11 protein-coding genes are annotated in these 21,488 nt (G+C 50.0%); 4 read left to right on the forward strand and 7 right to left on the reverse strand.

Features of this window, described 5'->3' with window-relative positions; genetic code table 11:
• Positions 1-79 precede the first annotated feature (79 nt).
• On the reverse strand, positions 80-9,235 hold the full coding sequence (locus AC0YN3_RS32380) for a family 43 glycosylhydrolase (protein ID WP_475778947.1): 9,156 nt from the start codon (positions 9,233-9,235) through the stop codon (positions 80-82).
• Between the two features lie 306 nt (positions 9,236-9,541).
• Here AC0YN3_RS32380 and AC0YN3_RS32385 point away from each other — a divergent pair, with 306 nt between their 5' ends.
• Positions 9,542-11,245, forward strand: a complete 1,704-nt coding sequence (locus AC0YN3_RS32385; protein WP_475778948.1) for a methyl-accepting chemotaxis protein — start codon at positions 9,542-9,544, stop codon at positions 11,243-11,245.
• Positions 11,246-11,331: 86 nt separating this feature from the next.
• Here the strand turns inward: AC0YN3_RS32385 and AC0YN3_RS32390 are convergent, their stop codons facing one another.
• Positions 11,332-12,381: a Gfo/Idh/MocA family protein gene (locus AC0YN3_RS32390; RefSeq protein WP_475778949.1), complete on the reverse strand. Its 1,050-nt coding sequence runs from the start codon at positions 12,379-12,381 to the stop codon at positions 11,332-11,334.
• A 24-nt stretch (positions 12,382-12,405) separates the two neighbouring features.
• Positions 12,406-13,293, reverse strand: a complete 888-nt coding sequence (locus AC0YN3_RS32395) for a sugar phosphate isomerase/epimerase family protein (protein ID WP_475778950.1) — start codon at positions 13,291-13,293, stop codon at positions 12,406-12,408.
• Between the two features lie 125 nt (positions 13,294-13,418).
• Here AC0YN3_RS32395 and AC0YN3_RS32400 point away from each other — a divergent pair, with 125 nt between their 5' ends.
• Both AC0YN3_RS32400 and AC0YN3_RS32405 read left to right on the forward strand, forming a co-directional pair.
• Positions 13,419-14,303, forward strand: a complete 885-nt coding sequence (locus AC0YN3_RS32400; protein ID WP_475778951.1) for a helix-turn-helix transcriptional regulator — start codon at positions 13,419-13,421, stop codon at positions 14,301-14,303.
• A 91-nt stretch (positions 14,304-14,394) separates the two neighbouring features.
• Complete coding sequence (locus AC0YN3_RS32405) at positions 14,395-15,363, forward strand: DUF4358 domain-containing protein (RefSeq protein WP_475778952.1); 969 nt, start codon at positions 14,395-14,397, stop codon at positions 15,361-15,363.
• A 151-nt stretch (positions 15,364-15,514) separates the two neighbouring features.
• Here the strand turns inward: AC0YN3_RS32405 and AC0YN3_RS32410 are convergent, their stop codons facing one another.
• Genes AC0YN3_RS32410 through AC0YN3_RS32425 form a run of 4 tightly spaced genes read right to left on the reverse strand, consistent with a single transcriptional unit; the run spans position 15,515 to position 20,008 of the window.
• Positions 15,515-15,946, reverse strand: a complete 432-nt coding sequence (locus AC0YN3_RS32410; protein WP_475778953.1) for an RbsD/FucU family protein — start codon at positions 15,944-15,946, stop codon at positions 15,515-15,517.
• A gap of 42 nt (positions 15,947-15,988) precedes the next feature.
• Positions 15,989-17,491 carry a rhamnulokinase gene (locus AC0YN3_RS32415; protein WP_475778954.1) on the reverse strand — a complete coding sequence of 501 codons (1,503 nt, stop codon included), beginning with the start codon at positions 17,489-17,491 and terminating at the stop codon, positions 15,989-15,991.
• A 51-nt stretch (positions 17,492-17,542) separates the two neighbouring features.
• On the reverse strand, positions 17,543-18,202 hold the full coding sequence (locus AC0YN3_RS32420) for a class II aldolase/adducin family protein (protein ID WP_076266723.1): 660 nt from the start codon (positions 18,200-18,202) through the stop codon (positions 17,543-17,545).
• A gap of 15 nt (positions 18,203-18,217) precedes the next feature.
• Entirely contained in the window at positions 18,218-20,008 is a 1,791-nt protein-coding gene (locus tag AC0YN3_RS32425; protein ID WP_475778955.1) for an L-fucose isomerase, read from the reverse strand.
• Positions 20,009-20,135: 127 nt separating this feature from the next.
• Between AC0YN3_RS32425 and AC0YN3_RS32430 the strand changes: the two genes are divergently transcribed.
• A complete protein-coding gene (locus AC0YN3_RS32430) occupies positions 20,136-21,149 on the forward strand; it encodes a LacI family DNA-binding transcriptional regulator (RefSeq protein ID WP_475778956.1) in 1,014 nt (337 codons plus the stop codon).
• The last annotated feature ends 339 nt before the right edge of the window (positions 21,150-21,488 follow it).

Consider the following 21,488-nt stretch of genomic DNA (forward strand, 5'->3'; position numbering starts at 1 on the left):
TCGCCAAAACAGACAAATAAGCGCCGCCTCGCGTATGAACATACGGAGGCGGCGCTTATGGTTAAGAGGACTTCTTACATTAAGGAATCAGCATAAACAGTGCATAAATGATCTTGGCTGCTTCCGCTCTGGAAGCATGCTCCTTCGGAGCAAAGCGACTTGCGCCCTTCCCATTGATAATACCGGCATCCTGCATGGCGCTGACACTCTCTACGGCGAAGGCTGCGATAGCCGATTGATCGGCAAAGCTCTCCGTTTCCCCGGAAGGAGACAAGTCTACAGCAGCAAGCTTCGATGCGCGATAGGCCATTACGGCCATCTCTTCACGCGAAATTTCATCATTCACGCCGAAGCTGCCATCCGTTTTGCCATTCACAATGCCCAGCTTTTGAGCAGCTGACACCGCGTCGTAATACCAGGTTTCTTGCGATACATCGCTAAAATTGCTTTCCGCGCCGCTGTCCGCGAATGCAAAAGCATTCATCAGCATGGTAACGAACTGCGCTCTCGTCACCTTGCTGCTCGGAGCAAACAATTGATTGCCGACTCCATTCACCAATTCACGGGCTGCCAGCGCATTGATGCTGTCTTGCGCCCAAGCTACTTTTGATAAATCCGTAAAAGCAACCGCTTTGTGCACAGCCGAGTATTTGCCAGCCTGTTTGGCGTCAAATACGACTTTTCCTGACTCTGCATCGAACTTCGCATGCTTGATCAATTCAAGCTTTCCATTGTCATCAATGCGGTAAATCACGACTTGATTAGGGTTTTCGTTTGGAAGAAGCTCGTAATCAAGTGCTACTTTAAGCATTTTAGCGCCAAACTCAGACCTTGTGTTCCCATTCACGCGAAGCGCGATTTCATAAACAGGCTTATTGCCTATAACGGCACCCGCTTCAGCTGTAAGGCTGTCTTTATTGACTTTGGATAGAGAAAGCGAGATTTCTGCTGCTTTGTCCAAGCCTTGATCGAATGATCCGGTCTTTAAGCTAAACGCCGTAGATCCCATGACGATTTCTACGTTTTCAATTCCTTTTTGCCTAGCTGATTCAAGCTGGCCTGCGGTCAATGAAAGAATAGCTTCTTTCGCTGAATCCACATTTTGCAGCACAATTGTGACAGACTGATTGCGTGCTTGTCCAATCACTTCTTCGAAATCGGCATTCGCAATCTTCAGAAGCAGTTGTCCGTTTGTATTAGGCTTAACAGCAGGCATCGTCAATATATGGCCTTCTACCTTTGCAGCAAGCTCGGTCGAAGGATTGCTTGGCTGCGGCTGTTCCCCGCCATTGCCAGGCTGCTCAGGGTCAACCTGTCCTGAGATCGTAACGTCAAACGTGCTGAAAACCGATGAACGATTAGCCGACACTGCTTTCACCGTAACGAATCCGTCTTTTAATGCGGTCAATAGCCCGCTTGGTGTGATGGAAGCGGCATGGGCTCCGCTCTCAATCGACCATATGACTTGTTTGTTCGTTGCGTCGCTAGGGAGAACCTTTGCTTGCAGCTGGAGCGTGCCTCCTTTTGCCGTGATCGTTGATTTATCGCCTTGGCTGCTGATGATAATAGACGCTGCATCAATTTCTTTGTTGTTTGAAGGCATGCGCTGCGGCGTGATGGTCGGACCCCATACTTCCATTAAGTCAGGACCGTTCTCCTGCGGAACGAATTGTACCCGGTCAATGGCAAGCTTTCTCGGCTCCGTTTGGCCAATTCCGTAATGCACATGATAAACCATAAACAATTCTTTCCCGTCAGGGGATTGCACGAGCGAATGATGCCCTGCTCCCGGCACTAATTCATTTGCCTTCATAATGGGATTGAACTCATACTTGGTCCACGGTCCGGTAGGCGTTGGCGCAGTCGCATAGCCTACTCCGTAATCCGGGCTTTGGAAATGGTTTCCTGAATACGTCATGTAGTAGGTTCCCTTATGTTTAATAACAAATGGGCCTTCGTTAATGCTAGCGACCGGCTGCTTCTGGCTTTTCTCCCAAGCCTGCGTCGGCGCAAACACAAATTGAACCGTGTCTTCCTTGATTGTTTTCATATCCTCGTTCATTTCGGCAACCATAATATGGTTATCATTATTGAAACGAACAAAGTACATATAGGTTTTCCCGTCTTCATCCGTAAAGATATGCGCATCGATCTCAGGCGTATTCAGATGGATAGGTGCTTGTACCTCTTGAACAAAAGGTCCGAGCGGTGAATCGCTTGTGGCAACGGCTAGACGTTCTTCGACTGCGTAGTACATGTAGAACGTACCGTTTTTCTCAATAACTTCAGGTGCCCAAAAGCGGTTGTCACCCCAAGAATTTTTGTTTTCCAATGCATAACCATGCTCCTGCCAGTTAACCAGATCCGTTGACGTATACACTTTAATGCCGTTTGGCATGTTCGGATGATCCGCGGTATTCGTACCATACAAGTAATACATACCGTCATGGAACATCACATGCGGATCAGCGATGTTAGGGAGCTGCTCCGTATTGGTATAAGTCGGTCCCGTGATTGTTTCTGCGTAAGCACTAACCTTCACATTGTCAAACTGCGCCTTGGCATTAAACGTTCTAAAGCCGATGGAGCCCGTTGCAAGATGGGTAGATTCCGCCACGTCAAATTTAGGATACGGATTGCTATTAAGCGGATTATCATTAATGTAGACCTGAATGTGGTCTTCGCTGACGACAATTTTAACGGTATACCATTCGTTTGTCTGGATCGGAAGATTTCTAGTTGCAAGTTCTTTCCACTTACCGCTAGTGAATATGCCTAATACGGCGGATTTGCTCGCTGCGTTAATGCCAACGTAATACCCATCGAGCGCGTCCGGCCCGATACTCGCATTGGATGCTCGGAATAGAAGTCCGGCTTCCGTTCCGCTAACGATTCTCACATCGGATTCGAATACGTAATCCGTGAAATTCGGGCTATTCAGAATCGCTTTGTAGCCAGCGCCATTCGTTACGGTAAAAGCACCGTCGCTTTCGGTCCATACCCCGCCGTAAGTGCTCCAATCGCCAGGATTCTGACTGGTGAAATCCTCGCTGTACAACACTTCGCCGGGTTTGATTGTTCCTTGTACGGTGACGATAGCTTGCGAGGCGAAATCTCCATTCAGAGAAGCAGCCTTAATGACGACTCTGCCTGGCGATACGGCTGCAACTCGTCCTGTTTGGCTTACGGTTGCAATGCTTTTGTCGGAGGAAGACCAAGTCACTTCCGCCCCGCTCTCGCCATTATTCATAAGCTGGATTTGATCGCCAGCCTGTAACGTCGCCGACTTCGGCGCAACGTCTACGCCGCCCTCGATCGTTCTGATCGCAACGTAATCGAAAGTCGCATCGATTGGATCGTTGGGAGCAACGACATTGCTGGCGAAAAATCCTACTTTGATTGCGCTTAAGTCAGCTGTCATCGCGTCAGCCGCTTGAATCCATTCATAGCCGTTCCAATAATAGGTCGTATACACATTGCCTAATTTTTTAATTTTCAGCGTAAGTGTATTGCCTCCTGGATGCTTAACAAAATTAGATGCTTTGCGATATTTCTGGTTTATCTCTGTGGCGGTCTCGATAATCTTGCCATCCGCCCACACATGTGACAGCTTCACGAAATGGTCAGCATCCTGCCAGATGATCAAGCCTGCTTGCTGGTGGTTTTTCGAAATGGGTGCCGACAGCTTCGTTACCAATTCAAAATCGCTGCCAGACGCGACATTTTTCAAAAATACATTGTTTAAAGAGTTATTATCTTGATAAACATCCGTAGCCGTAGTACGAATCGTCATAAAACCTGGATTTTGCGTCAAGCTCCAGTTAGACGCGCGCTCTTGAAAAATCGACCAATCCGCATGGAGTGTATCCGTATTGAATGAATCCACCGCAAATGCGGAGAGATTAGGCTCCTGCGGCTCAGGCAGAGCGTTAACGGTGGCTTCTGCTATAATGCTTGCATCAGCAACGCTAACCACGCGGATTTGCGCAGCTCCGGGCTGATGAGCCGTTATCTCGAACATGGCACGACCAGTTAACGTATCTTTGCCGACGAGTACGGCTGTTGCTACACTCGGATTTGAAGACGTAATAGTTACATTCTTATCAGCAATCATCATTGGCCTAATGGTTGAAGTAAGTGCCGTAGATGCACCGACAGGTACATGGAGAATGGACATATCCAAGCTTAGTGATTCAATTGGCAGCTTGTTAGCCGGCTCCTCTACGATTCGTTCAAGCACAATATAGTCAACCTGAGCAAAATTCGTTTTTTTCGAAAGCCTGATTGTGTTGGACCCTGCTTTCAATGTCACGTCTATAGATGCCGGATTGATATGGTTCCAGCCAAAATTTTTGTAAGCGATCGCTTGGCCTTGCATGCCGTTCACGGCTACGTCGTGTTCGGCAACTGCACCGCCAGCAGATCCATTCTCTGCCATGACGATTAAGCTGTATGCTCCGTCCTGCGCCGCCTCGACATTAAATTCTACATAGTCATGGCCTGCCGCGTCGAGCCTGCCTACTGCTTTCCCGCCAGAGCTGTTCTCCGATTGGACGACAGCTGCGCTGCCATGAACGACGGCATCCTCAGCCTCAACCTTATGACGGTCAAGAGTCGGTGTGCCATGCGGCTGCTCAACCTGCGCATTATAAGCAACAGGTGTGCCGAAATTCGGCGTACCATCCGGGTTCCAAGTGAATTTCTGCGCTCTTACGCTCCGATTCGCCCAGCTTCCGCCGGATTTCATGGTAGCGTGATACACGATCCAATCCTCGGTTCCGTCCGGTGAAGTCGTAAACGTGTTGTGGCCTGGGCCGAAGCTCATGGCTGCTTTGGAGAATACGGGACCCGTCTTGGTCCAAGAAGCTGCATTAAGCAGGTCACCGTCCGTGTTTGTCAGCATTCCTAGCGTGTAATCGTCGGTCCAGCTTCCGCTGGCCGAATATACGATGAATATTTTTCCGTCTTTTTTCAATATTTCCGGCCCTTCATTAATATAAGGCGAACCATTCAGCTCCCATGGCTTTTCAGGCGTGGAGATTAATACTCTTGGTCCGCTAATGGTCCATGGATTGCTCATTGGCGCAATATAAATGTTCTGTCTCACATTGGTATCGCCTTCCCAGCCTGACCACACAAAATACAAGGATTGGTCGCCAGCCTGTAAGACTGCCCCGTCAATCGCCCACTTATTGGAAGCATCAGCGACTTTTCCTTTGAAGGTATATGTGCCTTGCGGGTCTTGCGAATTGCCTTCCAATGCATACATGCGGTGATTGTTGTTGTTCCCGTCATCCGCGGCAAAATAGATATACCATTTCCCATTCACGTACTGCAGCTCAGGCGCCCAAATTTCTTTCGAATACATCGTTCCTGCCGGCGGCGTATAAACGGTTACCCGCGGCGAGGAACCGATATCCTCTAAACGCTTGGCCTTTGCTACAACCAGCGAAGCATCATTCTCTGATTTCGCATAATAGTAATAGCCATCTTTAAATACGATGGTAGGATCAGCCGATCCCGCTGGTCCCGATATCGGTACGATCGGATTCGTAAAGGTCGTTGCGGCTTTAACCGTTACGACTGACGAAGCCGTGAACCCGCCATCAGCTGTAGTCACCGTAACCGTTGCCGTTCCTTCGCTTATTCCCTTTACGCTGCCATCCGTTCCAACATTTGCGATACCTGGTTTATTGGAGCTCCAGGATAATTGCTGGTTCGAAGCATTCACGGGCGTCAACGCGGCGAGCAGCGTTTCTTTTTGACCAACCTTCACCGTAATGGCAGCAGGCGCCAACGCTACGGATTCAACCGGAATTTCCGAATAGATCGGCAGCATGACCTGTTTGGCCATGTTTGGCCCTGCCCATTTCACATGCATGCTGGCATCGCCTGCGGCATGGACATATTCAATCATTACGGCAAGCTTTTTGCCGCCTTCCAGCGTAACTTCGCCGCTTGTTTCTTCTCTGACGGATGACTTCTTGTTAATGACCTCAATCCCGTCAATCCACACTCTTGCAACATTGTCGCTATCGGCAAATATCGTATAGCTGCCGGTCGCTCCAGGCTGAACCGTTCCGGTCCATCTGATCGAGAAGTTATCCTCGCCAATGCCTACGGATGAATCGGGCGACCCGGTTCCTCTCTCGTTGCCAAGGTCGAAATCAACGCGCGGGGTGATTGATTTCTTGACCAGCTGTTCGAAATTGCTATCTTTGTAATACTGTACGCCATAGATCGGCAGCGTATCGTAGGCATCGCCTACCAAAGCTTTAATATCGTTGATATCCCAAGGATGCCCGTCTGGATAAACGACGCCGTGGAATGGCACTGCCGGCTCTTCGGTTAGCGGATTAACATCGCTTCCCCAAGGGAATCGCGTGTTATCACGGCCAATTCCGAGTGACCACATCACAAATCCTAACCCTTTTTTGCCAAAATTGTTAACTACTCCAGGAACCGATTGCGTCAGGCGGTTCATGACCTCGTCTGCAAGCACGCCTTGATTGGGGCCGTATCGGTCCGGATAGGTAGGGTAGTCGGACTCATAGGGATGGTAAGTAATGAAATCAGAGAAAGGTCCGCCAGAAAATTGGCCTCCCGTGGAGGTAACCGGCACCGTGGAGCCCGTTTCCTTAATCCATATCCGTGAATCATTCATAATTTGTTTCGTAACGGTGTCCATTAAGCCGCTCTCGCCATTGCTTGGCTCGTTATAGACGTTCCACACCGCGATTCTGTCATCATCCTTGAATGCGTTAACAACACCTTGCACATAAGCTTTAAGCTTCTGCTTGTTGGCCGCATAGTCCGCTTTCACGGCATCGCCCGGAGCTTCTACCCATTGGCTGTTATGAGCGCCGTATCTTGGTTTTGGCTGATCGCCCCAAACCGGGAAATCGCCCCAGCAATCATCAAAAAATACGAGTTCTACTTTAATGCCATATTTATCTGCCAAGGAGAGGAAATCTTCCAGGTTAGCTAAGAAATTCACCTGATCTTTTTCCCACAGCAAATTATGCATAAAAACCCTTACAAAGTTAATGCCATAGGTTTTGGCATAGGAAAGCTCGCGATCATTAATTTCGTGGTCATAGCTGCGCCATTGCTCGATCTGATTGACTGCGTTCGTTGGGACAAAAACCGCTCCCTGCACCCAAGACCAGTCAAAAACTGGCTGCGTTACCGCTCCATTGTCCGTGACTTTTATATTGTCATAGGCTGCGTCTACGAGAAACGTTCTAAGGCCGATTGCGCCTTGCGTATACGTACGGTCTACGACGCTCACTACAAGCTCGTCGTTGATATACACCTCGATGTTTCTTCCTTCTGCGACAACCTTTAACCGGTAAACCGTATTTTGGCTGATCGGATAAGGAATGGATGCCAGCTCTGTCCAATTGTTGTTGAACTTTCCGACCTGGACACGCCCATTCACGCCAATGCCTGCAAAGTAGCCTTTCAAGTTGTCCGTGCCAACGGTAGGATTGCTGACTCTGAAAAGCACGCCTGCATTCTCGTCTCTTTCGCCCTTGCTCACAGAAATATCGGTTTCGTACGTGAAATTGCTATAATTCGTGCCATTGGCAACGGACTTGAAGCCCGAGCCTTCACCTACTTTATATTTCCCGTCAGTCACGCTCCAAGAGCCGCCATAGGTTGTCCAGCCTGCTGCGCTTCCGCTCTCAAAGTCTTCATTTAAAGGTGCTGCTTTGCTCGTTAAGCTCGTCAATTGGAAGTTATCGTAAGTAACTAGATTGTTGTCGTTCCAAGCCCGCAAGCCAATCTTGCCAGCTCGATACTCCGTATCCGTGAATTGATATTCCAATTTTCCGTTTACGTAAATGTAATAAGTGGAGCCGAATCCTACCACTTTCAGATGGTTATTTTGGTTCGGATACACAGCCGCGAATGATTTCGTAATTCCCGTCCAGCTTCCGCTGCCATTATTCCCAGCCGCATTCATTTTTCCTACTTCAAGCGTGCCATCCGCGGCAATCCCCGCATAATAGCCGCTCATCTTATCCGGGCCGTTGCCTGGATCGGCAATCCTGAAGATGAAGCCGCTGTTTTGCCAGCTTGCATAGGGATTAATGTCTGCCTCTACGATGAAGTGCTCGGGAGATGCATCAAGCAGCGCCTTGTCGCCCCTGCCGTTCGTTACTTGGTATTTCCCGCCAACTGCTTGCCAATCCGCAGTTTGAGCTCCCGTAAAGGTTGTCCAATGCTGCGTAAGCCCGTTGTCGAAATCATCCTTTAGTTCTCCATCGCCTCTAGCGATGACATATAAAGCCTCAACCGTATCTGATACCGTCTCTCCGGCCTTCTCCGCATAGGCACGGATATTCGTTACCGATTCCACTGCGATCGGAGAAGTGTAAATAGGTGAGCTGCCATTAGGCTGACTGCCGTCCGTTGTATAGCGTACGATTGCCCCAGCCGTTGCCGACATTAATGAAACCGTTTGCAATGATGCGTAATGACCTGGCGCAATGCTGAATTCCGGTTCGGCAGTTGCCTGTTCGAACCGCTCTCTTACAACAATGTTATCGACGGTAGAGGTTCCCCACCACGTCCGAAGCCCGATCTGACCGCCTTCCGTAATTTGTTTGCCGTCATTATCTACCAAATCGATGACTGGCGTATCCATATCATTCAGGAACACTTGGATATGGTTGCCGATCGCCACCACTTTGAAGTGGCCTTGGTTCCACTTCACGGGCACCATTGCCAGTTCCTTCCACTCGTCTCCGTTTCCTGTTACTCTTCCGAGCGTCATTTTTTTGTCGACCGTTAATGCAGCGTAATAGCCCGTATAGCCGTCAGCGACATTATCCGATAGGTTATTCACCCTAAACAGTACGCCGGTGCCATCAGAATTTATGCCGCCAATTTTCAAATCCGCTTCATATTGCACATTTTGAAAATAAGTGCTGGAAGCAACCGTTTTGGCACCAGGCGAACCGTTGATCCCATACTGCTTCGCAGAATTAACTCCCCAGACGCCGCGGTTTTGTGGATTCATTGAGCCAAAAGTGGTCCAACCCCCTGCATCCCCATCATTGAAGTCTTCCATAAAGATGTTCTGTGCTGACGCTGAGGCTGCAAATTGTTCCGCTTCCGCCGCTTCCGTTCTGGCAGGTGGCATGAAAGAAATTAACAAGCAGACGCACAGCACTAACGCCAAAGCTTTGCGAAGCGATTGTTTCGCGCCGTTTACTGAAATTTTCACTGCAATCTTTCCTCCTAATTCGTCAATTGTCGTTCAACCATGATAAGACTCTTACGCTCTCAAAAGCCTGAGCCTTGCTTTCCTCGCCGTACGAGTAAGCCATGGTTCATTCATTATAGAGGATTCTTTTCCGTCTAGTATTTATAATAAACAGTCTTTATTTATATATTTCCGCTCTATTAAACGTGGATTATATGTTTTTTGACATAAAACGCATAAATATATGAAATAACCGAAAAAACTAAAGATTTCGGGACTTTTGTCCCGTAACATTCATAGTAATTATTTCCCAGGGAGGGCATATATATGGCTGTTATGAACGGATATCGGAACCAGTCTATCCGTAGGAAGCTCATTATCGCATTTCTTCTCATTCTCTTAATGATGGGAGGGGTGAGCGGTACCCAGATGTACGTATTCAACAACGATAGGAATACGTATGATTTCATGCTCGTTTCTACGCTGAAAGCAAATGAACTGACCGGATCTCTTCCATCCGACTTCAATCCCGAGATTGAGCGAATCGTCAATGGCCGGCAAGCCTTCAACGAGAGCCGCCATCCTGCCGTGCTTAATCAACTGGAACAACAATTGCGCAGCTTGGAGCGCGAGGAGATCGAACCTCTTACTTTGGAACGATTCGAGGCCCTTCATAAAACGATAAGCTCACTTCACGCACAATTGAACAAACTGAATGCACAGATTGAATCGAAAGCCGCTGTCGATGAGCAGGAGGCTACCTATGAATCTATCGTTCAGATAACCGGTCTGATCGAACAAGACCTGCAGCAGCTCGTCCGCACGAAGCTAACCGTCAACGCAGCCGAAAAAGATCGGATTGCCGCTCGCTTCAAGCAGAATATGCTTTTATTTACAGTAGCTTTCGCAGCCGTTTTTGGCGGCTCTCTTGTTATTGCATGGCTGATCTCGAATGAAATTGCCGTTCCACTTCGCAAACTAAGCATCAATGCGGCTCAATTGGCCGGAGGAAACCTATCGGTCTCTCCGGTTCATAGCCGCAGCCGCGATGAAATTGGGCAGCTATGCGAATCCTTTAACACGATGTTTATCACGCTGCGGACGATTATTGAAAGAGTCCGAGAAACGAACGCGCAGGTCGTCTCTTCCTCGCAGCAAATGGACGTTGGGCTCGGTGAAAACAAGCAATCCGGCAAAGATATTGCAGCAGCAACAGAAAAAGTCTCTCACGCATTATATGAACATGATGAATTTGTGCAAATGTCGGTGCAGGAGTTTGATGAGCTTGTGCGCCTTTTCCAGAGCATGACCACTAATTCAAACCAGATAAACGCGCAGGCCGCCCATTCCGTTCATATCGCCAAAGAAGGAAACGAGCAGCTAGAAAGCTTCATGGCACAGTTCGCCCTACTCAAAACGACCGTCACCCAAGTCGATCTGGACGCCAAGCATCTGCACCGGCTCGCAAAAGAAATGGATGCGATGCTGCAGCTTATTCGGCAAATTTCCAGCGAAACCCATATCCTTGCGCTCAATGCTTCCATTGAGGCACGCAGAGCATCCGAGCATGGGAGCGGATTTGCCGTCATTGCAGCCAGGGTCAAACAATTAGCCGGACAAACCGCAGCCATCTCCACTCAAATCAATGAGAAGATGAACCATGTAGGCCTTACTGTCAATCTGATTCAAGAGCGCATGCAGCAAAGCGTCAAGCAGCTGCTTACAGGTGAGCAGGTAGCAGCTCAAGCACAGCAAGGTTACCATTCCATCCACGCAGCCAATAGTACGGTGCAAACCGAAATTCAAACGATGACGGAAGAAATGAAACATGGAGGCGAACGGATGAACCGTATCCATCTGCTCGTTAAACAAGTAGAGCTGCGCGCTGACCGCATAAAGCAGGATATGGACGATATCTCGGCCATGGAGCAAGAACAGGTTGCCGCTCTTGAACAAGTGGCAGCTTCCTCTAATCAATTAACGAAGCAAGTTGGCGAGTTGAATGCCGCCGTGTCCATTTTCAGCGAATAAACGATTCATCGCAAAATGAAACAGCCATAACCATGCAAAAGGACGTCTCCGCTGCAAATTGCTTCGGGACGTCCTCTTTTTATTGCCTATTTCGCTGCAGCTTTCATGAAGTCAGCAATATTGACTTTTTGACCAATCTTCGCGCTCTCTACCGCGGCCAGCACCATAGCCATGCTGTAAATATTGTCAGCGCTTCTCGTTTCCGGCTGGCGCTTCTCCTCAAGTGAAGCAAACATGTCGTCCAGGCAGCCTTGATGGCCCGTGTTCGCCATCTCTGGAAGCTGTGTATCCACTCGCTCGTATTCTCGTATAAACTTGCCGGATTGGTCGCCTGCAGCGACGATCTCGGCATATGGATTGCCGTGCCCGTCCCATATCGCCGTTCCGTGCTCGCCTGTAACCCGCCACGATGCTTCCCATGAGGTTGTAACCCCCTCCGCGCACCAAGATCCTCGGTAATCGAATACGGAGCCGTCACTCATTTCAAAAATACAAATCGCCATCGCGTTGCCTGCATACCATGACCCTGGAGGATTAAATTCCTGGCAATACACGGATACCGGATCTGCACCGATTAGAAATCTGGCTTGGTCAAACGTATGAATCGACATATCAAGCAGCAGCGGACTGTCCATTGCATCACGGAAGCCACCGAAATGGGCTCCGATAAAAAAGTCAGCTCCTATGAAGCCCGGCTTGCCGATCGTTCCATCAGTCAGCAGCTGGCGGAATGCGCGGATACGCGGATCGAACCTGCGGTTCTGCATGACCGCGTGCGTGCGTCCCGACTCGCCTGCCAGCCGCACAATATCGCTGCAATCGCTCATCGATTCAGCAAGCGGCTTCTCGCCGAATACGTCGCAGCCCGCTTCCAGCGCTGTAGTGCCGACCGAGTAATGGCTTGCCGGAATTGTGATATCGAATACGATCGTAGCGCCTGTTTGGGCGATCGCCTCTTTCAGATCAGTAAAAACAGGACAGGTTAACGCTTGACGGTCTGCCATTGCCTGAGCGAATTCGACCTTAATGTCGACAAGACCAACAATCTCCGTATCTCCCCTGTTCTTCGCATACTCCACCCATGTATTCGCCATGCCGCCGCAACCAACGACAACTACCTTATGCTTAATCGACATATCCTTTTCCTCTCTTTCCCTTGCCTAGATTGGGTTTGGAACAAAATCGCCGCCGCGGCAGCGTTTCAGATAATTGAGCGCATGCACCTGTCCGGTCATTTCCAGCTCATCCTTGTACACAGGATCATGCCAGCCCTCGATGTCAATGGTGCCCTTGTAGCCGTTCTGCCTTAGTATACTGATGATATCCGTCCAATTTGTATCGCCAAAACCAGGCGTGCGATGCCAAACAAACGGCTGTTTTCCGTGCACGCCATGCTCCTTCACGATATCCCAGGCAATCGTGGCATCCTTGCCATGCACATGGAATACTTTGTTCACCCATTTGCGAAGCTGAGGAATAGGATCAATTAAGCTCACCATCTGGTGGCATGGCTCCCATTCCAAACCGATGTTGTCCTCCGGTACGGCGTTGAACATCATTTCCCATGCAGTCGGGTTATGCGCGATGTTCCAGTCGCCCGTCTGCCAGGTTCCGCCCATATCGCAGTTCTCGAATGCGATGCGAACGCCTTTATCCGCCGCTCTTCTTGTCAGCTCTCCGAACACCTTCTTGAATACGGGAATGGATTCGTCGATCGGCTGATTCGTGATGCGGCCGGTGAAGCCGGATACGATATCCGCACCGAACAAATGAGCGTGGTCGATTAGACGCTCCCAGCTTGCAAGCGTATCCGCATTGTCTCCCTCTCCCGTCAACGGATTACCGAAAACGCTTACAGCCGGCACGACAAAATCATGCTCGTCCGCCAATGCGCGTACGCGTTTAGCCATTTCGACCAAATCCGTCTTCCCCGTTGTTTGCCAGAAGGTTAGATTAAACGATTCAAAGCCATGCTTCACGATTTGCGGGATGACGTGGTCCGCGTTGCCGCCGCCTACCAGCGTTCCGATTCTTAATTTGTTTTCCATGGTTGTATATCACTCCAATATTGGCTTATAGTAGTCTTAACAAATTCATTATAGCTAGGATTATTATAGATTACTCTAAACAATCTTGCGCAATACTAGTCTAATCTTGTGGTGGTGAGCAAAAAATGTCCTATCCGAAGGAACTGCGGGAGAATACCCGTCTCGAGCATAAAACGTATCCGATCCAGCTGTTTCAAAACCACTGCCCTGAAGTAAAGCCGAATGACTGCATTCTTTATTTGCACTGGCATGAGCATTTCGAAATCATCGTCATGCGGGAAGGGAGCGCGGTGTTCCATATCGACAGCCGCCCTTACATCGTAAATGAAGGCGATGTCATTATTATACCCGGCGGCGGTCTGCATGTTGGTTATTCGCTAGGCTACAAGCCCATTTATTACGATTGCGTGGTGCTGAACGCTTCGCTCTTCAATGATTGGGTCCATGATCCCGTTCATGCGAAGTTTGTTGCTCCCTATTTGGAAGGAAGGCTTCATTATCCAGTTAAGCCAGTCGAGCAGGATGAAGCATGCCTCTCCTATTATGGCTTGCTCGATGAAGCCATTGGCGAGCTTGCAACGAAGCCTCCTGCTTACCAGCTTGTCGTAAAGTCGAAGCTGCATGCTTTATTTACGCTGCTGGCGCGCACGTTCCTCGAGCGGCAGCTTGCCGGCAAGCCGGCAGAACCATATTCTGCGAATCGTGACCGCTTTAAGCTGCTGATACAGCAGATCGAGTCTAACTTCTGCGAGAAGCTGTCTATCGAACAAGCCGCAAAGCAGGTTAGCCTTAATCCCTATCATTTCTGCAAACTGTTCAAAAAGCTAACGGGCCGTACGTTCGTTGAGTATGTCAACGTAAGCCGGATGAATGAAGCGGAGCGGCTGCTTCGAAGCAGCAATGACACCATTACCGAAATAGCGGGCAAGGTTGGCTGCGATAACCCCAATTATTTCACGAAGCTGTATAAGCAATATAAAGGAATGACGCCTTCCGAGGCGCGAAAGTAGTCGATTAATCATTAAAAAAATGGTAGAATAGCAACTTTTTATGTCTATGAGTCGTCTATAACTAATAACTATGTTTAAAGGGGCTACTCGAATGTTTAGGTTTAACGCCAAGTATATAACGGTCGCATTGCTTGCAGCCGCTACCGCTCTCCTTGCAGCAAGCTGCAGCAGCACAAGCCAAAAAACAATCGATACGGAAAGCTCTACGAATATATCAAGCGGTACGACGGTAAAACCGAGCGCTACCGACGCAGCGACTGCGACGGAGGTGCCGTCGTCTACTCCGCAGCCTTCGCCTAGCGAGCAGTCGGTTGCTTCTCCGGCAGCTACTCCGGCGCCTACTGCAACAGCAGAAGCGGCTACGCCTGCCGAAACAAAAGCGCCTTCAAAAGAATCGGAAGGAAAAATAACGCCAAAGCCTACGAAAAAGCCTGAGCCGACCGCAAAAGCGACAGCAACGCCGAAGCCTCAGCAGACTCAGAAGCCGGTGTCTACTGCTCCAGCCGCAAAACCCAGCGCGAAGCCGACAGCTACTGCTCCTCCAGCCATAAAACCAAGCGCCACACCTACAGGTTCGGCCACTGCAAAACCGTCGCCATTGCCTATCGCTACGCCATCCCCAACGCCTAAGCCAACTTCAAAGCCGGATCCTGACAATCCGAACGCTGAGGTTACGGTGGGAGATATTGCTGCCAAGCTTAAAGCAGATGCGGGCTTAGGCCCATTAACGGCTGTCGAAGGAGATAAAATCAAAGATACCTATGGTATCGATCCCGATAAACATCTCGTTGACGGCAGCTTCAATCAAGCGATGATGATGATTCAAGCAGGCGAATTTTCCGTCGTGCAGCTGAAATCCGACGCAGATTACGATAGCGTGAAAGCAGGCTTCGAGGCTCGTGCCCAAATGCTGCAAACCGCTTTCGAGTCCTATTTGCAGGATCAATACGAGCAGGCCAAAAACTATCAAATTATTCGCAATGGAAATTTTGTCTTGTTCTCGATTACGCCTGATCAGAAAAAAACAGCCGAACTCTTTCATGGATTTTTCAAGAAATAGATACGAAGCTTTATTATAGAGTTTCCAGTAATAGATACGAAGCTTTATCATAGAGTTTCCAGTAATAGATACGAAGCTCAATTATCGTTTATCCTATGCAAAAGACCCTTGCAGCTTAATAAGCTGCAAGGGTCTTTTGCTTGCTATGTGATTACTCGGTAATAACGCCTTTTTTCAAAATGAGGTTTGCGTAAATCGCGCTCTCGCCTGTCGCAATGACCGCGTATGCTTGTTTGGCCCTTTCATAGAACGCAAAGCGCTCAACCTGCTCGAACGGATCGGACAAGCCGGTACGCCGCTCAATGATTGTGCCGTACTCGCCCCAAATCGGAGTCTGCGCCGAATCGCCAGGCATGACCTGCATCAGCGCTGCCGGCTTCTCAACGTATTGATCAAGCGGGAACAGCTGAAGTATAGCGTCCAATAGCTCGGGAATAGGATGGCCGTCTGCACGAATTAATCGCTGAGCATGGCTTGCACCCGGGAAATTCCCATCCGCCAGAACGATTTCATCGCTGTGGCCCATCTCGCTAAGCACCTTAAGAAGCTCAGGCGATAGCACCTTTGGTATACCAATAAGCATGCTTGTTCCTTCCTCTCCACTGCATGTTCAGTACTGATGCTCTCATTTCTCGCGGCATAAACGCTCGAACCGCTCAATGGCTGCAGCCCAGCCATGCGTTGGTCCAGGCGCATATTGCTCCATCGGGAACGAAGCTTCAACTAGCGAACGCGACTCCGCTAAGTTTTCGCATTGCCCAAGCGCGACAAGCTGCATCTGCATGTTGCCGATTGCGCTCGCTTCCACTGGCCCCGTCCATACGGGCCTGCCTATGGCGCTAGCGGTTAAACGGCAAAGCAGCTCATTCTGAATGCCCCCGCCAACCATATGCAGCCCGTTGAACGACTGCTCCGTTAATGCTTCCATTTGACCAAGCGCTTGATTATACCTCAGTGCGAGGCTCTCGATGATGCAGCGCGCGATTTCACCTACCGACTGCGGTACTAACTGGCCCGTTTCCTTGCAGTAGGCTTGAAGCCGTTTGATCATACCGGCTGGCGCGTAGAAGGAAGCGTCATCCGGATTAATGAGACTGCGGAACGGCTCCGCTTGTTCCGCATGCGCCGTAATTTCGCTGAAGGAAAGCTCGTTTCCTTGCTCATCCCACTCTCGTTTGCATTCCTGCAAAATCCATAACCCCATTATGTTTTTGAGCAGCTGGTAAGTTCCGCCGACTCCTCCCTCATTGGAGAAATCAAGCGACTGCGCTTCCGGCGTGACTAACGGACCCGCGAGTTCTGTCCCGAGCAGCGACCAGGTCCCACACACGACGTAGGCAAACGGTTTACCTGCTTCTGCTGGAACAGCTGCTGCTGCGGACTCTGTATCATGCGATCCGACAGCTACTGCACGAATCGGCGGAACGCCAAGCTCCTCGCATACTTCGTCCGTTAACTGGCCAAAAATCGTACCAGGATGCGTTGGCTCTATAAACAGCTTGCTTGGAATGCCCAGCTTTTCCATTAACGGTTTATTCCACAGCTGCTCCTTTGGTTGAAACAACTGCGTTGTCGTTGCCATCGTAAACTCGCATATTTTCTCGCCTGTCAGAAAATACGCGAGCAGATCCGGCGTAAGCAGCAAGGAGCTGGCTGCGGCAAGCTTGGGTGAACCAGCCTTGCTCATCGCATACAGCTGATTAATCGTGTTGAAAGGCATAAATTGCAAGCCGCCTTGCTCATATAAACGCTCTTTGCCGATTATCTCGTTCAGCTCTTCCACGATGCCATCCGTCCGGGAATCCCGGTAATGGTAAGGATTCCCGAGCAGCTCGCCGTTCGCGTCGAGCAATCCAAAATCCACGCCCCATGTGTCAATCCCAAACGTTTGCGGTTCATAACCGAGCTGAAACGCTTTGCGGATGCCTGTTTTCAACTCCTGCAGCAGACGCAGGATATCCCAATGCAAATGCCCATTTAAGGCGACCGGCTGATTCGGGAATCGATGGATCTCGGTCACTTGCAGCTTGTTCGAATCCGCGGCTTCATCCCGCACCAGCTCGCCGATAAGCGCTCTGCCGCTGCTGGCGCCAAGGTCGAACGCAAGCACCGTCGCAAGTTTTGTCATGCGCAGCTCTTCCTTTCCTTTTGATTCATTCCGGAGGCCGGGCTGCGCCGATTATTTCATCTTCTGCAGCAATTCAATGCGGTACGCTTCGCTTTCGAGCGAGGCAATTTCTTCGAATTCTTCCTTCGTAAGCACTTTAGGCTCGCGAATGGCTTTGGCAATCAAATAGATTTTGGTACTTTCCTCGACGACCTCTGTTCGGTAATAGGCCTCGCGCAGGTTACGGCCAGACGTAACAAGTCCGTGATTGCCGAGCAGCACCGAGCTCGCTTCGTTCACTTTCGCCACATAGGCATCGGCAAGCTTATCCGTCGTTGGAAGCACATAGGGTACATAAACGGTTTTGCCGACTAAAGCCGCTTGGTCCGGGAACATAATCGGCAGCTCCTGCTCCACCAGCGTAAAGGCGATGCAATATGGAGGGTGCGTGTGTACGATTGCGCCAATATCCGGATTAGCCCGATAAGCGTAAAGATGCATCAGCACCTCGGAGGACGGACGCAAGCCGATATCCGTAATTTCGCCCGTTTCGATATCAACCTCTACCCATTGATGCGGCTCTACCTCATCCAGCGCGAAGCCGCTTGGCGAGAGGTACATCTTACCTTCGAACTTGGCGCTTATGTTTCCTCCAGGGCCGACGACTAATTTGTTCGTAACCGTCTTGCGTGCATATTTGCAAAGCTCATTGCGAATATCTGTGCTGCTCATTGTAAAACCTCCATTTTATTTATAAATAGGCCCGAAATTTTGGCAAGCACGGTAATCTGCGCTCTCCGCGTTAGCCGTACCGAACAAGCCCCATGCTCTTGGACGGAAGACCCGTTCTTCCGGAACGTTATGCATATTAACCGGAATCCGAAGCATCGAAGCGAGCGTGATCAAGTCTGCACCGATATGCCCGTAGCTGATGGAGCCGTGATTCGCGCCCCAGTTGTCCATTACCTCATATACGGAGTGGAAGGAGCCTTCGCCGGTAAGCGTCGGAGCGAACCAAGTCGTCGGCCAAGTCGGATCTGTCCGATTATCCAGCGTATCATGGACATGCTGCGGCAATTCAACCGAATAGCCCTCTGCGATTTGCAGGACAGGTCCGATTCCTTTCACTAGGTTAATTCGGGACATCGTCATCGGCATGCCGCCGCGCGTTAAGTAATCCGATGAATAGCCGCCGCCGCGGAAATATTCGACGGAAGCCGGGCGCCATGAAGTCGCATCCAGGCATTTCTGTGCTTCTTCGTCGGAAATTTCCCAGAATGGCTTCATCGCAGGCTCGCCGTCTCTTGTTTGCTCACCGGTTCCATCCATCGTTGCCGATCCTGAGTTAATCAAGTGGAGGAGACCATTCGCAGCCGCCCCTTCCAGCTTATGGCCCGTAACGCGCTCCACCGATTCCGGACTCCAATACGTGCGGACATCCGCGAAGATTTGGGCCGTGTTCGATAGCAAATAGCCGAATAGCATAACGACGCCGTTCAAGCTGTCATTTTCCGTCGCAACCATGTACGGTGCACGCTTGCCGTTCCAGTCGTAGGAAGAGTTCAGCACCGTTTCCATAAAATCGCCGTTCGGGAAATGATCCGTCCACTGGCGTTGGCCCTGGAATCCGGCAACGATGGCATTGTGCCCGCCTGCTTCCTCGCCAAAGCCAAGCTCGGCCAGCCTTGGATTGCCGACCATGAGATCACGGGCAATTTGCGTCATTTTGACAACCGTTTCCCAGTCCGCGTCCTTCTGTTCTCTTGAGGTTTGCAGATGGGCAGGATTGTTATCCGGACCTTCAATGCAGTTTTCCTTCACCCACGTAAGCGCTTTCTCGAATTCCGCGCCATCGTAAATGCCTTCTTCCATGCGGCGTACGAATTCACTCATGTCAATGTACTCCGTGCGCATGCCAAGATACTCTTGGAAGAATGCGTCGTTCACAATCGATCCAGCGATCCCCATGGAGACCGAACCCATGGACAAGTAGGATTTGCCACGCATATAAGCTACGGCTAGACCTGCTTTGGCGAAGCCAATCAGCTTGTCTTTCACGTCGAACGGAATGGATGTATCGCCTGAATCCTGTACATGCTCCCCGTAAATGCCGAAAGCCGGAAGACCCTTTTGAGCATAACCTGACAGAACTGCCGCCAAATATACAGCACCTGGGCGTTCCGTACCGTTAAAGCCCCAAACCGCTTTCGGTATGGATGGATCCATATCCATCGTTTCCGTGCCGTAGCACCAGCAAGGCGTTACCGTTATCGATACCCCTACGCCGGATTTGGCAAATTTATCAGCGCAAGCCGCTGCTTCGGAAACGCCGCCAATGCATGTATCCGCGATTACGCACTCGACAGGTTCGCCGTTCGGGTAGCGCAAATGCTCCGACAATAGCTTGGCTGTTGCGATTGCCATGTTCATCGTTTGCTCCTCTAATGATTCGCGAACGCCTTTTCTTCTGCCGTCAATCGTAGGGCGAATTCCGATTTTTGGAAACCCGCTTTGGAAACGAACATTTGTATCCGTCATGAATAAAACCTCCAATAGGTTATAATAATGTTACCGATAACCTCAAAATAACAAGAATAAGGCTTGCTGTCAATGAAGACTTTTTTGTATGATAGAAACTAGGATTTATTCATGAGGGGACAATGCTATGGTAACGATTTATGATGTAGCGGCGAAAGCAGGCGTATCCGCTATGACCGTCTCCAGAGTTATCAATAACACTGGCAAAATAAGCGATAAGACAAGGGCGAAGGTTAAGCGAGTCATGGAGGAGCTTGGCTATGTGCCCAATCAGACGGCGCGCAGTCTCGTGCTCCAGCAGACGAAGCTGCTGTTTCTGCTTATCACCGATATAATGAACCCGTTCTATACGACGCTTGCGCGAGGTGCGGAAGACGCGGCCAAGCGCTCGGGCTACCGTCTGCTCTTCGGCAACAGCGACGAGAGCATCGAGAAAGAATCCGACTATGTGACGACCATCTTGACCACGCGCGTCGATGGGGTGCTGGTCGCGCCGGCCGGCGATCCTTCCCTTCCGCATTTGGAGTCGCTTCGCAAGCATAAGGTTCCGTTTGTTCTGCTAGACCGCGAGGTTCCCGGCATCGAATGCGATATTGTGCTAGGTGACAGCAAAGACGGAGCAAGAAGACTCGTAGAGCATCTGGTCGCAAAAGGTCACCGAAATATTGCGTTCGTGAACGGCTCGCCTTCCGTGTCCAGCGCAAGGCTGCGGCTCCAAGGCTACCAGGATGGAATGAAGCTGAGTGACCTTGCTTACAATGAGAATTATGTATTCGAAACTAGCTTTGGCCCTTTAAGCGACTTGACCGAAATGGGACAATGGCTCGATCAGCTGGAACCGGCGCCAACCGCCATCGTCGCTGGCAATAACGTGCTGGCTGTCGAAATTTTGCGACTGCTTCGTGAACGGGGAATCAGCGTTCCCGAAAACATCTCGATCGTTTGCTTCGACGACTTGGGTCCCTATTCGGAGGTGGAGCCGTTCCTTACCGTTGCCGCCCAGCAGGCTTACCAATTCGGCTATATGGGCATGCAAATGCTCGTTGAACGTATTCAAGAGCGCGAAACCGCTTTGCCTTGGAAAAAAATTGTCCTGCCTGCCGATTTGGTCATCCGCAGGTCGGTGAAAACATTGCCGTAGTCGGTAATCAAAAAAGCGATCAAAAAACGGTTGAAGCCGTCACGAAAGGCAGCTTCAACCGTTTTTGGCGTTGTTTAGAATATAGGATGACAACCTTGCATGATTGCAGAAACGCTGCTCTTTCAGTCTCTTAAACACCAGTAATCCCTCCACTCAACCACCCTTGCTACGTTGCAATTTATACACTCTAATCGTCGTTCAACTAACCTCGCTCTTGCTACGTTGCAGTTTCTCTTAGGCCCCCTAATTAAACTGGAGTCCTCCCATCCAATAATTTAAACTTAAGACAAGGGAGATGATCCGTTATGGGAGGAAGAAGAGTTAGTGAAGAAACACAGA

It is taken from the genome of Paenibacillus sp. J22R232, from assembly GCF_056269165.1.

Coding starts and splice junctions, on each gene's coding strand:
- AC0YN3_RS32425 (WP_475778955.1), bottom strand. CDS start 20,008: ATGACGGATACAAATGTTCGTTTCCAAAGCGGGTTTCCAAAAATCGGA.
- AC0YN3_RS32410 (WP_475778953.1), bottom strand. CDS start 15,946: ATGCTTATTGGTATACCAAAGGTGCTATCGCCTGAGCTTCTTAAGGTG.
- AC0YN3_RS32420 (WP_076266723.1), bottom strand. CDS start 18,202: ATGAGCAGCACAGATATTCGCAATGAGCTTTGCAAATATGCACGCAAG.
- AC0YN3_RS32405 (WP_475778952.1), top strand. CDS start 14,395: ATGTTTAGGTTTAACGCCAAGTATATAACGGTCGCATTGCTTGCAGCC.
- AC0YN3_RS32395 (WP_475778950.1), bottom strand. CDS start 13,293: ATGGAAAACAAATTAAGAATCGGAACGCTGGTAGGCGGCGGCAACGCG.
- AC0YN3_RS32430 (WP_475778956.1), top strand. CDS start 20,136: ATGGTAACGATTTATGATGTAGCGGCGAAAGCAGGCGTATCCGCTATG.
- AC0YN3_RS32415 (WP_475778954.1), bottom strand. CDS start 17,491: ATGACAAAACTTGCGACGGTGCTTGCGTTCGACCTTGGCGCCAGCAGC.
- AC0YN3_RS32390 (WP_475778949.1), bottom strand. CDS start 12,381: ATGTCGATTAAGCATAAGGTAGTTGTCGTTGGTTGCGGCGGCATGGCG.
- AC0YN3_RS32400 (WP_475778951.1), top strand. CDS start 13,419: ATGTCCTATCCGAAGGAACTGCGGGAGAATACCCGTCTCGAGCATAAA.
- AC0YN3_RS32385 (WP_475778948.1), top strand. CDS start 9,542: ATGGCTGTTATGAACGGATATCGGAACCAGTCTATCCGTAGGAAGCTC.